This window comes from Janthinobacterium sp. SUN137 (assembly GCF_030587265.1).
In the GTDB taxonomy this organism is placed as follows: Bacteria; Pseudomonadota; Gammaproteobacteria; order Burkholderiales; family Burkholderiaceae_D; genus Janthinobacterium; species Janthinobacterium kumbetense.
Window position 1 is genome coordinate 592,814 of sequence record NZ_JAPWHZ010000002.1, and the last position, 15,267, is coordinate 608,080.

At 63.1% G+C, this 15,267-nt stretch carries 8 protein-coding genes; all 8 read left to right on the plus strand.

Annotated features, from left to right (window positions below; genetic code table 11):
• The first annotated feature begins 23 nt into the window (after nt 1-23).
• The 8 genes from traI (at nt 24) to O3298_RS10900 (ending at nt 14,990) form a co-directional block, all read left to right on the plus strand.
• Entirely contained in the window at nt 24-2,252 is a 2,229-nt protein-coding gene (gene traI, locus O3298_RS10865; protein ID WP_305059320.1) for a TraI/MobA(P) family conjugative relaxase, read from the plus strand.
• Entirely contained in the window at nt 2,249-4,159 is a 1,911-nt protein-coding gene (locus tag O3298_RS10870; RefSeq protein ID WP_305059321.1) for a type IV secretory system conjugative DNA transfer family protein, read from the plus strand. The genes traI and O3298_RS10870 overlap by 4 nt, the downstream gene beginning before the upstream one ends.
• Nucleotides 4,156-4,692: a conjugative transfer signal peptidase TraF gene (gene traF, locus O3298_RS10875; protein WP_305059322.1), complete on the plus strand. Its 537-nt coding sequence runs from the start codon at nt 4,156-4,158 to the stop codon at nt 4,690-4,692. The genes O3298_RS10870 and traF overlap by 4 nt, the downstream gene beginning before the upstream one ends.
• 39 nt (nt 4,693-4,731) lie before the next feature.
• On the plus strand, nt 4,732-5,010 hold the full coding sequence (locus O3298_RS10880) for a hypothetical protein (RefSeq protein WP_305059323.1): 279 nt from the start codon (nt 4,732-4,734) through the stop codon (nt 5,008-5,010).
• Nucleotides 4,982-8,215, plus strand: coding sequence for a zincin-like metallopeptidase domain-containing protein (locus O3298_RS10885; RefSeq protein WP_305059325.1), 3,234 nt, complete (start codon nt 4,982-4,984; stop codon nt 8,213-8,215). The genes O3298_RS10880 and O3298_RS10885 overlap by 29 nt, the downstream gene beginning before the upstream one ends.
• A gap of 742 nt (nt 8,216-8,957) precedes the next feature.
• Nucleotides 8,958-10,196 (plus strand): hypothetical protein, encoded by a 1,239-nt coding sequence (locus tag O3298_RS10890; protein WP_305059326.1) that lies wholly within the window; start codon nt 8,958-8,960, stop codon nt 10,194-10,196.
• Complete coding sequence (locus O3298_RS10895; protein WP_305059327.1) at nt 10,193-12,142, plus strand: hypothetical protein; 1,950 nt, start codon at nt 10,193-10,195, stop codon at nt 12,140-12,142. Before O3298_RS10890 ends, O3298_RS10895 begins: the two co-directional genes overlap by 4 nt.
• Nucleotides 12,129-14,990 carry a DEAD/DEAH box helicase gene (locus tag O3298_RS10900; RefSeq protein ID WP_305059328.1) on the plus strand — a complete coding sequence of 954 codons (2,862 nt, stop codon included), beginning with the start codon at nt 12,129-12,131 and terminating at the stop codon, nt 14,988-14,990. The genes O3298_RS10895 and O3298_RS10900 overlap by 14 nt, the downstream gene beginning before the upstream one ends.
• Nucleotides 14,991-15,267: the final 277 nt, after the last annotated feature.

Here is a 15,267-nt window from a genome sequence, read left to right on the forward strand (position 1 = left end):
CAGCCCAGCAGGGGGAGAGCCGCATGATTGCCAAGCATGTTCCCATGAAGGTCGCCAGGAAAAGCGGCTTTGCCAGTCTGCTGGCCTACCTGGCCGATGCGCAGGCCAAGCGGGAGCGTGTCGGCTGCGTGACGGTCACGAATTGCCAGTCGGACCAGCCCGCAGTGGCTGTCACCGAGATCCTCAACACGCAGGCGCAGAACCAGCGCGCGCTGTCGGACAAGACCTATCACCTGATCCTCAGTTTTCCCGCCGGCGAGGAACCGCCCCGGGCCGTGCTGCAGGCCGTGGAAGCGCGCATCTGCCACGGGCTGGGCTATGGGGCGCACCAGCGCATCAGTGTCGTGCACCACGATACGGACAACCTGCACGTGCATATCGCCATCAACAAGATCCATCCCAGCCGCTATACGATCCACCAGCCTTACCGCGACCATGCCACGCTGGGCCAGCTGTGCGCGGCGCTGGAAGACGAGTTCGGCTTGCAGCGCGACAACCACCAGGCGCGGCAAACGGGCGCCGCCAGCCGCGCCATGGACATGGAGCGCCACGCCGGCATCGAGAGCCTGCTGGGACTGGTACGCCGCGCATGCCATGCGCAGATGCGGGATGCGGCCTCGTGGCAGGAACTGCACGGCACGCTGCTGGCGCACGGCCTGGCGCTGCGCGAACGGGGCAACGGCCTGGTGATCCTGGCCGATGACGGCACGGCCGTGAAGGCCAGCTCCGTACACCGCGACTGCTCCAGGGCGCGCCTGGAAGCGCGGCTGGGGCCATTCACTCCCGGGCCGGCCGGGACTGGAGGCCATCCCAGCCAGGCGGGCCAAATTCGCCAGCCGCTGCGCCTGCGCGTGGCAACGGCCGCACTGTATGCGCTCTACCAGGAACAGCAGCAGGATGCCGTCCAAGTGCGCGTTGGTGCCCTGGCCGGTGCGCGCGCACAGCACCAGCGCCTGATTGCCGAGGCGAAGCGCCGGGGCAGGCTCAAGCGGGCGGCCATCCGCATGCTTGCCTGCGGCCCGTTTGCCAAACGTATCCTGCATGCGGCGGCCGCGAAGACGCTCATGGCGGACATCGAACGCATCAACGGCGGCTACCTTGCGGAGCGTCGCGTCATCCGCAGCCAGCACGGCCGCCTTGCCTGGGCGGACTGGCTGCGCACCCGTGCCGAGGCTGGCGACGCCCAAGCGCTGGCCGCCTTGAGAGCACGCGGCGGCCAGATGGGCCTGGCGGGAAACACGCTGGCCGGCAGCCCGCTCGCGGCCAAAGCAAGCGGGACGCAGGCGCCGAATGGTTTGCGGCAGGACAGCGTGACCAAGCATGGCACGCTCATCTATTGCGCTGGCGCGACGACGATCCGCGACGACGGGCATAAGCTGAAAATCACGCGCGGCGCCACGCAGGCAGGCCTGCTGCTGGCGCTGGACATGGCGGTATCGCGCTATGGCGGCTGTCTGCATGTCGATGGCAGCGCCGCGTTCCAGGACCAGGTCATCCAGGCGGCGGCTGCCGCGCACCTGGCGGTCACGTTCGACGACGCCGTGCTGGAGCGGCGCCGGCAGGACCTGTTGCGTGCCGTGGGCACGAAGGAGAAGCAGGATGAACAGGCAACGCAACCGCGCCGGGGCGGACAGCCCGGTGAAGGCGCAGCGCGACGCGCTGCTGGAGCAGGCGCTGGAGTCGTTGGAGCGTGCGCCGCCACCACGTCCGGCGAGCCCCGCGCCGGACCCCGGCGCGGCTCCCACTCCCAGTCCGACCCTGGCGGCGTTGGAGGCCATCCGCCGCCCGGAGCCAGGAACCGTCTGCGAAAGCTGTCCCAACTCGGTATGGTTCGCATCGGCAGTGGAACTGAAGTGCTATTGCCGCGTGATGTACCTGGTCACATGGAGCAGCAAGGAGCCGCAGCAGATCAGCGCATGCGACGGCATGTTCCTGGGCGGGGAGGCGTAGCGGACAGGCGGGATACCGGCTCGGCGGCAGTGGATGCCTTCCTCCTTGAGCAGGAACAAACAAGGCCGCGATTGTCCGATATACCGAAATTTGAACGATATGATGGTGTCAAGGGGCCGGCTGTCTTTGCCGGGCTGCGCGAGGCGGGCGGCCAGGTGCTGGCGCTGCTGGAGCGGAGCGCTGCAACGATGGTCCTGCCGGTGAGCGGCGCAGCAGCAAGGCGCTTGCGCCAGCTGGCCCCCGGTGATGCCGTCACCGTGACGCCCGATGGTGTCATCAAGACGAAAGGACGGACCCGATGAAAGACAGGTTCAATAATGCCGTCGGCCCCCAGGTGCGCAGCGCGCGGCGGGGCGCCCGCAAGGCCATCCCGGCGCTGGCCGCGCTCACCCTCGTTGGCGGCTTCCAGGCGGCCACCCAGTTCTTTGCCCACGCCTTCCACTACCAGATCGCACTGGGCTGGCATGCCAGCCAGGTCTATCCGCCATGGGCCATCGTCGGCTGGGCTGCCAGGTGGCGCGGCCAGTATCCGGATGCGCTGATGCAGGCGGGCAGCGTGGGCATCAGCGTCGCGGGCATCGGACTGATCGGGCTGCTGGTAGCCCGCATGATCTCGGTGAACTCGGCCCGTGCCAGCGAGTACCTGCACGGCTCGGCGCGCTGGGCGAACATCACGGACATCCGCGCCGCCGGCCTGCTGCCTGCGACGCGATCGCTATGGCAGATGCTGGCCGGAAGGGCGCAGCCGGCCAGCGCCGGCGTGTACGTGGGGGCCTGGCTGGACCGGGCGGGCAGGCAGCACTACCTGCGCCACGACGGGCCCGAACACGTGCTGACGTACGCGCCCACCCGCTCCGGCAAGGGTGTCGGCCTGGTGGTGCCGACCCTGCTCGCGTGGCCGCACAGCGCCGTCATCACCGACCTGAAAAGCGAGCTGTGGGCGCTGACCTCGGGCTGGCGCCAGAAGTATGCAGGGAACAAAGTGCTGTACTTCGAGCCGGCCGCCGCCAAGGGCAGCGTGTGCTGGAATGCGCTCGACGAGATCCGCCTGGATACGGAGCACGAGGTGGGCGACGTGCAGAATCTCGCCACCCTGATCGTCGACCCGGACGGCAAGGGGCTGGAGACGCACTGGCAAAAGACCAGCCAGGCGCTGATCGTGGGCGTGATCCTGCATGCGCTGTACAAGGCGCGCGCCGAAGGCACGACGGCCACCCTGTCCGTGGTCGACGCCATGATGGCGGACCCGAACCGCGGCATCGGCGAACTGTGGATGGAAATGATCACCTACAGCCATGCCGACGGGCGCAATCATCCGGTGGTGGGTTCGGCCGCGCGCGACATGCTCGACCGGCCCGAGGAGGAAGCCGGTTCCGTGCTGTCGACGGCCAAGTCCTACCTGTCGCTGTACCGCGACCCGATCGTCGCGCGCAACGTGAGCCGTTCGGAATTCCGCATCCGCGACCTGATGCACCACGACAGCCCGGTGAGCCTGTACATCGTCACGCAGCCAACGGACAAGGCGCGCCTGCGCCCGCTGGTGCGCGTGCTGGTCAACATGATCGTGCGCCAGCTGGCCGATCGCGTCAGTTTCGAGAACGGGCGCCCCGTGGCACGCTACCGCCACCGCTTGCTGATGATGCTCGACGAGTTTCCCAGCCTGGGCAAGCTGGACATCATGCAGGAGTCCCTGGGCTTCCTGGCGGGCTACGGCATCAAGTGCTACCTGATCTGCCAGGACATCAACCAGCTCAAGAGCCGCGAAACGGGCTATGGTCCCGATGAAAGCATCACTTCGAGCTGCCATATCCAGAATGCCTATCCGCCGAACCGGCTGGAGACGGCCGAGCACCTGTCCAAGCTGACGGGCCAGACCACGGTGGCGAAGGAACAGGTCACGACGAGCGGGCGTCGCACCAGCGCCTTGCTGGCGCAGGTGTCGCGCACCATCCAGGAGACGCAGCGCCCGCTGCTCACGCCGGACGAGTGCCTGCGCATGCCCGGCCCCGTCAAGTCGGCCAGCGGCGACATCGAGAAGGCCGGCGACATGGTCGTCTACGTGGCCGGCTATCCGGCGATCTACGGCCGCCAGCCGCTGTACTTCCAGGATGCGGTCTTCCAGGCGCGTGCCGCCATCCCCGCGCCCACGAAAAGCGACAAGCTGCATCACGCGCACCGGCATGCGGACGGGGAGGGTATACGGCTATGAACCGGACATGCGTGAAACTCGGCGCCTGGAGCGCCTCGCTGGGCGCCGCGCTGCTGGTGCTGGGCGTGGCAGCCCACCTGGCTGGCGCGCGCATCAACAGCAGCCATAGCATTCCGCGCGGCTTGTACTGGACCAGTTCGGCCCCGGTGGCGCCCGGGCGCTACGTGATGTTCTGTCCGCCCCAGCTGGGGGTGTTCGAAGAGGCGCGCCGGCGCGGCTACATCGGCGCGGGTTTCTGTCCCGGCGGCTATGGCTACATGATGAAGAAAGTGCTTGGCGCGGGCAATGACGCGGTCAGCGTGGCGCCGGACGGCGTGCGCGTCAATGGGCGCCTGCTTGCGCACAGTGCGCCGCTGGCCGCCGATGGCAATGGCCGTCCCATGGCGCGCTTCCAGGCCGACCGCTACATCCTCAGCGAATTCCAGCTGCTGCTGATGGCGGACGCCAATCCCCGGTCTTTCGACGCGCGCTATTTTGGCCCCGTCCAGCGCATGCAGGTCCGCACGGTGATCGTCCCGGTGCTGACCTGGTAGCACGTCCGACTTTCAACCGCGTAGAAGAGGAGGAAAACGATGAAGAACGAGAATGCACGAGACAGGCAGACCGGTGGCGCGATGGCCGAAGAACAGGCCATGGCTGCCGTCCTGCGCGAGAAGCTGGGCGACGCCGCCATACCTGGCAGCCGGGCCGAGTTTGCGCCGGATGAAGCCGAACAGGCCGGCTCCTTTGCCGAGGATGCCGTGGATGAACACGATGCGGCGGCAGGCGTCATTGACCTGGCCGATGCCAGCGCGCCGCTGCCCCTGACAGGGAGCACGAACCATGAACGACCTGCCCAAGTCACTGATTGAAACGATCGCCGAGAAGCTGGTGGCGCAGCTCAGGGAAGGGACGGCGCCCTGGCAAAAGCCATGGAAGCCGGGCGAGCCGGGAGTGTTCCTGCCATTCAATCCCACCACGGGCAAGCGCTACAAGGGCATCAACGCCCTGCACCTGATGAGCGAAGGCCATGAAGACCAGCGCTGGATGACCTACAAGCAGGCTGCTTCCGCCGGTGCGCAGGTGCGCCAGGGAGAGAAGGGCACGCCCATCCAGTACTGGAAATTCAGCGAGGAGCAGGGCCAGACGGATGCCGACGGCAAGCCGGTGCTGGGCAGCGACGGCCGCCAGGCGCGGCAGTCTGTCAGGCTGGAGCGGCCGCAGATGTTTTTTTCCACGGTGTTCAACGCGTCGCAGATCGACGGCCTGGCGCCGCTGGCGCCACGGCCTCCTGCTGCCTGGGCGCCGGCCGAGCGGGCGGAGCGGATACTGCAGGCATCGGGCGCCACCATCGAGCATGGTGGTCGCGAGGGCCGCGACAGCGCGTTCTACCGGCCGTCCACCGACACCATCCACCTGCCGGGCAAGGAGCAGTTCCCCACGGCGGACAATTACTATGCGACGGCGCTGCATGAACTTGGGCACTGGACCGGGCACGCCAGCCGGCTGGGCCGCGACCTTGGCCATCCCTTCGGCAGCGAGGAATATGCGCGGGAAGAGCTGCGGGCGGAAATCGCCAGCATGCTGCTGGGCGACGAGCTGGGCATCGGCCACGATCCCGGCCAGCACGCGGCCTATGTCGGATCATGGATACGCGCGCTGCAGTCCGATCCGCTGGAGATTTTCCGCGCCGCCTCCGGAGCCGAGAAGATCCAGGCCTATGTGCTGGGACTGGAACAGGTGCAGGCGCTGGGGCAGGTTGCATCGCCCCAGCAGGCGCCTGTTGCAGTGGATGCTGAGCCCTTCATAGTCCGCGAACGGGTGGGCGGCAAGGACATGTTTTCGCAGTCCTTCGCCACGCTGGACGAAGCGGCATGCTGCTACGTGACAAAGTCGCAGGCCGCCAACCGCAGCATGGAGGCGGCGGACGGGCGGAAGCTCGCTGGCGTCGTGTGGGGGCCGGATGGCGACTTTGAATGCGAGCGCTTTGCATCGCCGGAAGTGGAGCAGGCCGTGGTAGCGGCCCAGGAACAGCACTGGCAGGCGATCGGCACGGCCCTGGTGGAGAAACGCGGGGAACGGGTGGAAGGGGAGGCCATCATGAAGGCGGAAATGGAAAATGCAGGCGACAGCGAGGTGGCTCTGGCGCGGCTGAAGGTAGTGCGTGGTGGCGGCAGCGAAGCCGGTGCCGTTCTGGACGCAGCCGCCATGCGGCATCTGGGATTTATCTTGCCGCACGACTGGAACGGCCGCGTGATGGTGCAGGGCATGGCTACCGGCGAGGTGGATGGAGAGCAGCAGGAAGCATCGGCCGATCAGCTTGGCCTCAGGCCGGAATTCTGGAGCGTCTACGCGCAGCAGGCCGATGGCCGCCACCAGTGGCTGGCCGACCGTGGCACCCAGCGCGAAGCGGCGCAGCTGGCGGGCAGGCTGGCGCTGATCGACGCGCACTCCGAAACGGATGAACGCGAGAAGGCCGTGAAGCTGGCCCGCCTGCACGAAGAACGCGTGCGGCGCGATCCTGCCAGCGCTGCGGAAGACCTGGTTGCGGCCCGCGAAGCGCGCAAGAGCGCGGAACTGGCCGCCGTCACCGGCAGCGCGGACCTGCAGCGCCGGGTGGCGCAGCTTGAACAGGGCAGCGGCCAGGCCACACCGAGTGCCGGCGTTCTGCTTGCCGTGCCTTTCAGGGAAAAGGACGAAGCCAAGGCCCTGGGCGCGCGCTGGGACAGGGCGGCGCAAGCGTGGACGGTACCGCCTGGGGCCGATCCCGCCGTGTTCGGGAAGTGGCACCGGCAACCCGCAGCGGAGGGTGCTGGCGGACAGGAGCCGCGTCACGGCACGCCAGCCGCACCGCGCCAGTACCTGGCTGTGCCCTACGGCGAACGCAAGCTGGCCAAGGCGGCGGGCGCGGCATGGGACAAGGTGGCGAAGTCCTGGTATGCGGGAGCGAAGGCGAACATGGCTCGGCTGGCACGCTGGATGCCCGGCAAGGCAGGACTTCAGCAGGGGCCCGCCATGACGGCGCAGGAGGAATTTGCCGATGCGCTGCGCAGCCTGCGCTGCGTGGTGAGCGGCGAGCACCCCGTCATGGATGGACAAAAGCACCGGATCACCGTGGAAGGGGAAAAGCACAGCGAGCATTCCGGTTCTGGCTTTTATGTCGCCCACCTCGATGGCCATCCGGCAGGCCATATCAAGAACAACAAGACGGGCGAGGCGATGGACTGGAAGTACAAGGGCTATGCGCTCGACCCGGAACAGAAGGCCCGGTTGCAGGCCGAAGCGGCCACCCGGCTGCAGGAACGCCAGGCCGCCCAGATGCAGATGCAGGAGGCGGCGGCGAGCCGCGTCGCGCGGCAGATGGCCAGCTTGCTGCCGATGGCGGAACCGACGCCGTACCTGGTGTCGAAGGGGCTGCAGCCTACTCCGGGCATATTCACCGACAAGGCAGGCAAGACCAGCTACATTCCCGCCACCGACGCCGATGGCAAGCAGTGGAGCATGCAATACATCGGCGAGGATGGCAGCAAGCGCTTCGCGCGCGACAGCCGCAAGACCGGCTGCTTCCACGCCGTCGGCGGCCTGGAGGCGCTGGCCCGGGCGCCTGCGCTGGTCATCGCGGAAGGCTATGCGACCGCCGCCAGCCTGTCAAAGTCGCTTGGCTTCGCTACAGTAGTCGCTTTTGACTCCGGCAACCTGCCACTGGTGGCCAAGGCGCTGCACGGCCGTTTCCCGGGCAAGCCGGTGATAATCGCCGGGGACAACGACCAGCACCTGGAAGCGACGCAGGGCATCAACCCCGGCAGGGCCAAGGCGCAGGAAGCGGCCCGCCTGACTGGCGGCCGCGTGCTGCTGCCCATCTTTGCCCCGGGCGAGCAGGCGGCCGATCCGAAGGGATACACCGACTTCAATGACCTGGCCAGCAAGAGCCGGCTGGGCATGGAAGGCCTGGACCGGCAGGTGCGGCCAGCCGTGCAGTCTGAAATTGAAAGCCGGCAGGCCAATGCCAATCAGGATGCCTTGTCTCTTGCGCGGGAACCGCTGCAGCGCCGGCTGGTCAGATCGGGACCGCAGTGACCGCATGTGGCGTGGCTGCCTATGTCGACGGCAGAAGAAAACAGGAAACGATGGAACGAAGGTCCGAAAAATGAATGTCTTGTCAATTACTGCCGCACCACTGATCCCTCATTTTGGAGGTACCCGTAGTCACCCCGATTTGCCGTCCTTTGAACCTGGCGATGTCGAACGGTGGCAAAACTGGCTGCAAGAGCAACGCCTAGAAGTAATGCAGGTGTGGATGGAAGATGACGCCGAGGCGTTGGATATATACAGTCAGTTCCTGCGCGGCGATGCTATGTGGGCATTGTCAGCATGGCAGCCATGCAAGCCAAATGGCGAAAAGGATTGGTTTCTTCTTGCTGTTTTTGTCGGAGGGGACGGACCATGTGCGTATTTTGTGCGGAGAGTGGAGCATGGATCTGATGTACGAGAGGTCCGAGATCCCAATCACCAGGCTACGGGATAACTAAGGAAACACTGATCAGGTTATCGCTCCCACTCCCTGCTGAGCGGAGAGAATAACGCTACCCCTACACCCCGTGATTCATTATCCAAAAGAGCTTAACCATATAACTTGGGGCGAGGCCATCATGGGCTCCTATTTAGTTCACCGATATCGACACGGGAAGCACTCGCCCAAATATGGACTTGTGCTCTGGGGTGGAGGATGGTGCCGCACGCGATGTCAGAAAATAGAGGCTGGAGGTTTTATTATATAAATAATTGTTTATAATTGGCAATTATCCTACGCGGACCATGCATGCGTGCTTCCCCTGACCAACTATTACCTTACCTGACCATTGCTGACCCAGTATTGAGTCGTAGCATTGCAACGCGCGATCCTCTCGGCATGCTACCCGTTTGGAGCGCTTACGGACGCGAAATCGTCCCCTTTCTAGCTACCTCCGTGCGGCAGCTGGACGGTGTGCGTGCCGTGTTGCTAATCCAGTGGCTGCTCGAGCACAAGGCTGTCGTCCCAATGCTGCAAAAGAGTGAGCAGCTGCGTGGCTTCTACCGTTTGATGGAAGGGCTAGTCGAGTGGTGGCTGCACGAAAATAAGGGCAGGGTTTGTTTTGGCGGCCAGTCGTTTGGCGAGCCGGGAGCATTCGAGATACATGCGGCACACACCGGAATGGTCGCCAATGGACTGTTCCAGTATTACCGAGGCACTTGCATGCGCGCCAAGTTCCTCGAGCCTGGGGAGGCAAGCGATACAATCCACGCCGCACTGGCGGCGATCTGGCGCGGGCAAACGGTAGCATCGCTGGTGGCTGCCCTGCAGGAATACCTCGGGAAGCGCGTGTCGAAACTGTCACCTCGGCAGTTGTTCGCTAGCCGCCCAGGTTTGTTCCGCGCCTTCGAAGCGACCTTTGCCCCTGACTTCCTGCTGACGTTCCTGGGTGACAATCTGTTGGGCGATGCAACGCACATCGCACTGGCCGCCCAATTTGGCAGACAATCTAAGAAGGAAGAATTGGGTACCCGTATCCAGCGCCTGAAATCACCGCAGTTGCAAGCGCGCCTTGGCGACATTGCGCGCTGCGAACCGTTCTTGCTGATACTGCAGGATGTGTTCGACCTGCTCCGCGCATCTCCCGGCGGCAACTGGCGGACGCTGTCATACCAGTTGTGCGATCTGTACCCGGCCATGCAGTCGAGGGCGCGGGCATTCCTGCTGTTGGGCGACGAGACTAGCTGGCCGCGCCTTGAGCGCATGCAGGACTTGGCACGGAAGCTGGTGGATGGTGGCCCGACACCGGAAGCGTGCCTGGAAGCCTTTATTGAATCGCTGGCTAACTACCATTGCAAGTCCATGGGGGAGCGTCGCCGCGATCCAATGCTCGTACTGGAGGGCGATGTCGTGCAGGTATTGAGCGGCAGCGACCGCAGCGTGGCGGCCGCGCGTGCCCGGCTGGCTTCCGGTTCGCCATGGATGAACGACTACTATCTAGGGACCGCAGCTATAATGCATCGCCAGTTGTTTAAGGATGCGGCGTGAAGAAGCCGGCGCCGCTGATGCGCGCAACTCTCCAGCACATTGTCCAGCAATTCGACCCGCAGCGCGAGATGCACGTGCTGTTCACCAGCTTCACTTTTTCGTCACGCTTTTTCGAAGCCAATGTCATCCCTTTGCTGTTGGGCGAGGACTTGGAGGAATTTCAGGGGGGCGACGCCATTCGTCAGGAGATGAACCAACGGCTGAAGAAAGTACGCTGCGTGGTAGCCTGTGACCGCTCTGCCAATCCGGAACCGAAAGGCGATTTGCGATATGGCTTGCTGCCGGTTAGGCTGCGACATGGCCGCTTCCACCCCAAGATCATGCTCATATCAGGCGTACTGCGCACTGGCGGCCAAGGCTTATGGCTGTCGGTCGCGAGTGGCAACCTGACCCTATCCGGATGGGGGATCAATCGAGAAGTGGTCGCCGCCACGCGCGTCAACGGCCAGCATGCCGACGCATTGAAGCCCTTATTGCAATGGCTGCGAGAGCAAGTGTGGCAGCTCTTGCCGGCCGAGCGCGGTGAAGAAGAAGGACAGGTGGACTCGACGTTGGTGGCGCTGCAGAAGGCGCTGGGTAACCGGAACCGGCTGGCTGGCAGCACCGTCGGCGCGCCATCGCTGCACCTCGCCTTGCCGGCAGAAGTCTTCAGCACGGCAGAGGCGAGGTCCCTGATGGACGTTGTCAGGAGCGGCAATCGTTGGCGTAATGCCATCGTTGTGTCTCCATATTGGAGTAATGCTGGGAGTTTGATGTCGCAACTGCCGGTGGAGTATTGCACTTTCGTACCCACCGAGTTTGGGGGCGACGTTCGCTTTCCGATAAACACCTTGTCGCTGGCGCAGCGGGAGCGCAGCGCGTTCGCTATCCTGCCTGGCGAGCCACCCTTCAGCCACGCTAAGTGCATCTGGCTTGGAAACGAGGGAAACGATGGCGTCCTGTACATTGGCTCCGCCAACTTCACGCATGCAGCACTATGCGACAACGCGGTGCCATCACTGTCCAATATTGAGGCGATCTTGCGCTATGAACCCATGGGCTGGTCGGCTGCTTTACAAGCGATCAGCCCAGACAAACTTGCAGCACAGCCAGATGATGAGGAAGAAAACGCCCCACCGTTACCTCCATTTGATGCTGTGTTGCACTACGATTGGAAAGCAGGCGCGTTTGGCGGCCAGATTTTCGTACCGGACGGGTGCACAGTGCGTCAGCCCGAGCTGATGGTAGCGGGCATCACTGTGCCGTTGTCGTCGCTGACCGCCGGTCTTCACCATTTGCGCCCCACTGAGCAGCGCCTGGTTCAGCCGGTGCGTTCCTTTAGCATAACGTACCGCAACGACAGCAACCAGCCACAAAACCTCCGTGGACTGGTTATCCAGGTCAATGCCCACGATGACCAGCTGGGGTACGAGCAGCCGCCAGTCCTGAAAGACCTGTTGGCGCAGTTGTGCGCAGTGGACCCCTCCGACGATCCACAGCAGCGTACCCGCCGCCAAGCGCGCACGGTGCTGGACGGGGATGGTGAGGAGACCGGGGCTGAGCCGGATTTCGATTTCTATGCGTTGTTCCAGGCTAGTTGGAACCTGCAGCAATCCTTCAGCGCCGAGAAAAAGCAGCAAACGGCGCATCGTTGGCTGGTCCGCCTTTACCGCGCAATTCATGTCCAGCCTGCGCAAAGTGCGCAAGAACAGATTGGCCGTTTTGTGCAATTGGCCGAATTGCAGTGCGCGTGGGACGGACTGGCCGCCTCCGGGTTCCTGGCGCCCGACGATGCCGATTACCGTCACCTCGCCGCTGATCTGGCTGACCTGCGACCGGAGATAGAGAAATTATTGCGCGGCCCCGGCGTGCTGCGTGACCGCAATGACGCCGGCGATGCCGCTGCCAAGTTCCTTGACTGGTTTGACAGTGCTATGGCGGAAAGGAATGCGAATGGCGAAGGCTAACGTATTACCCAAAGAAATGAATGGTGCCACCGTCCAGGAGTATGTCGACTTTGACGGTGAAGGCAAGGCGCGGCTGAGCAAACAGGCCACATTGCAATCCGAAGCGGTGGCCGGCCTGTGGGGATTGCTGCGCAAACGCGGTTTTGCGTACCTGGGGGATGAAGTCGGAACCGGCAAGACACGGCAGGCGATGGGCGTGATCGCCACCCAATTCCTGCAAAGACCGAGTTCGCGCGTGGTAATCCTGTGCTCGGATAAAGAGATGCAGGGCCAATGGTGCAGCGAGTGGTCATTTTTCCTGCGTGCCTGCTACAGGCTGAAGGGCTGCGCGCTGAAGCCTGCTGGCCGGAACCCCATGCCGTTCCTTCGGCATGAGAACTTGGCGAGCCTGGCCTGTGCATTGTCTTCTTCTAAGGAGCCCGCAATCCATGTTCTGCGTTATTCCTCGTTCAGCTGGCCCTACGCCAAAGGCGGAAAGTCGCCGAAGGCGATGCTGGAGTCCTACGCAAAATGCTTCAATTTAGTGGTGGATGACCTGGACAAGCGGGAGCGGCAGTTGGCGGGGCAATGGGCGCTTCAGCAGGAAGGATGGGGCGCGGAGATGTCGCACGTTCTGGCCGAACAGTTTTGTCGGCGCCTGGGTGACTTGCTGGATCGGGACGGTGGGGTGGACCTGCTGGTTTGCGACGAGGCGCAATACCTGCGTCGGCTGGACAATGAACGCAACCGACGTATCGGCGATATCTTTCGCCAACGCGCAAAGCAATGGCTGTTCATGAGTGCGACCCCGCTGCACTCCGGCGTCGGAGACCTGGCATCCCTGGACTACTATTTGTGCAGTCAGGATCTCAGTAAGAAGGAGCTACCGTATCCCAGCCAGTGCCAAAGCTGCAGTGCGAAGAATCGCTGCAGCAGAGTGACGGCACGCTTGAAACGGGAAGACGTGGTTCAGGTCTTGAGCGGCATGATGATCCGGCGCCCTAGAGCGTACCTCGATGGCGCCGGTAACCGTCATGGCAAGCGCTCATACCGGCATTACCAGGAGCGGCCGATTGCAGCGGCGAGTGATCCGTTTCTGTCGTTGACGATGGCGCTGGTGCAAAAGCGCATTGTGGCCGCACTGCAGGGACGCCCTGGCCAGGTGAAGAACGGTGCGCTGGTATCTTTCGAATCAGCATCTGTTTCCTTACAGCGGAAGTGCAGGCAGACCGCCACAGCAGCAGATGAACAGCTCGACCTTGAGCCGGTCCAAGATGGCCGCCATGAGAGCGAGGGGGGGCATGCGTGCGACCGTAACGCAATCGACCGGCTGAACCTTGGCTTCCAGCGCGCCATGGACACCAGGGACAGCCTGCCGCATGCCAAGCTGTTACACGTAGTTGATGCGCTGTATGAGCGCAGCCTGGCCCATGGCCGTACCGATAAGACGCTGGTGTTTGTGCGCAGGCTGGACTCGGTTGAAGAAATACGCGACATGCTGCACTCGCGCTTTCAACGAGACATTGATGCGCGTGTCATCGAATGGCGCCGGTGGCTGCGCGCGCAGGGCGCGGGTTCTCTTTGGGCGCGTGATGGTTTCTGGACCGCGATACCGGAAGACCGGCATGCGTCAGGGGCATCCGATAACGATCTGTTGGAGATGGAGGCGGAAGGTGCCCAGAGCAGCCACTATCGGCAGGGTGAAGAGTTACCGTTTTTTGTCGCACGGCGGCAGCAGACCACGGGCGAGAGCCGTGCCTTGCCACCATTGGCGCGCTTTCGTACCTACTTGTTGCGCAAGGAAGAAGAACAGCGCAGCGGGCCAATGCGTGGATTCCTGCTCAAGCCGGTGGGTGAGGCCGGCAACCGAACGGCCGAGGCTAATCACCTGCGCTGGCGCGAGTTGCTCCAAGCCGTATTTAGTACCTCGGAGCTGGAGCAACTGCTCAAGGCACAGCCCTGGCTAGCCGGCTGCACGTTAGGCGAATCGGACCAAGCCTATCGGCTGGCATGCCTGCAGCTTTGCATTTTGCGCAGTATGCGTGAAAGCGATTTTTTGGTAGACCTGTACATCATGCACTTCTACGACAAGTCGGCCCAGCGCGTCCATGATGAATTGCCAGAGCGACTTCTGTGGCTATTGCAAAATGGGGAAGCGTCCGGCTACCCGCATATCGCCGCAGTTGTGCGCCGCCAGCGCGACACGATACGCAACTGGGTGATGCACTTCAACCTGATTGTCGACAAGTGCCTGCGTGACAGTGATAAAGTGGAACAGGGCTGGATGGATATCTATGACAACCGCATCAAGCTGGCTTTTCAGCAGATGGAGCCGGTGACAGGGCGCTCAGGTAGGCTAGATAACAAGCATGCGGTACAACAGTTCAAATTCCCATGTTTTCCGAACATCATGGTTTGCACCGACGTGCTGAAGCAGGGCGTTGACCTGCACCTGTTCTGTGATGCGGTGGTCCATTACGGCATCGCGTGGACGGCGGGCGACCTAGAGCAGCGGATTGGGCGAGTGGACCGCCTGGGTGGGCTGCTGTCGCGCCGGCTTTTGGCGTATGCCGTGTCGACATCACCTTTGCCGCGCTTGGCTGTGCAGTTTCCCTATTTGGATGGGACGTTAGACAGGCGCCAGGTGCGCAACGTGTTATACCGGAAAATACTAAGCGACCTGACGCTGGACTTGCAAAAGCCTGCCAAGGAGGCTGACCACATCTCGGCAGACAATCTTGGCCAGCATCTCAATGTGGTGGTCCCGGACGGTAAGTTGGGAAGTGAAACGGTGTTCTTTCCTGATGAGGTTAAGTTTGCGCGAGACCGCACCAAACAGGCGTTGAACCTACCGAAAGGCGTGGGATGATGGCGCATGGTTACTATTCTTCTTACTCATCTGCCACAGGTCCTACATTCCGGCCTCTGCAGCAATACATCCCACTGTCAGCACAGTTTAGTCGCAAGGTTTTCCAAAGTTAACTACGCTGGTTTGTTTTGCCCAGGCCTGATCATATCGATTAAGCAAAAGTTTACCTTCGGGTATCCGCCTGGACTTTCTGAGACAAATTGCGATCCTTTCGCAGCGTCCGAATGACTTATTCTATGGCGACAGGTTCGGGTGGCTTAGCATTTGGAGAAAAATT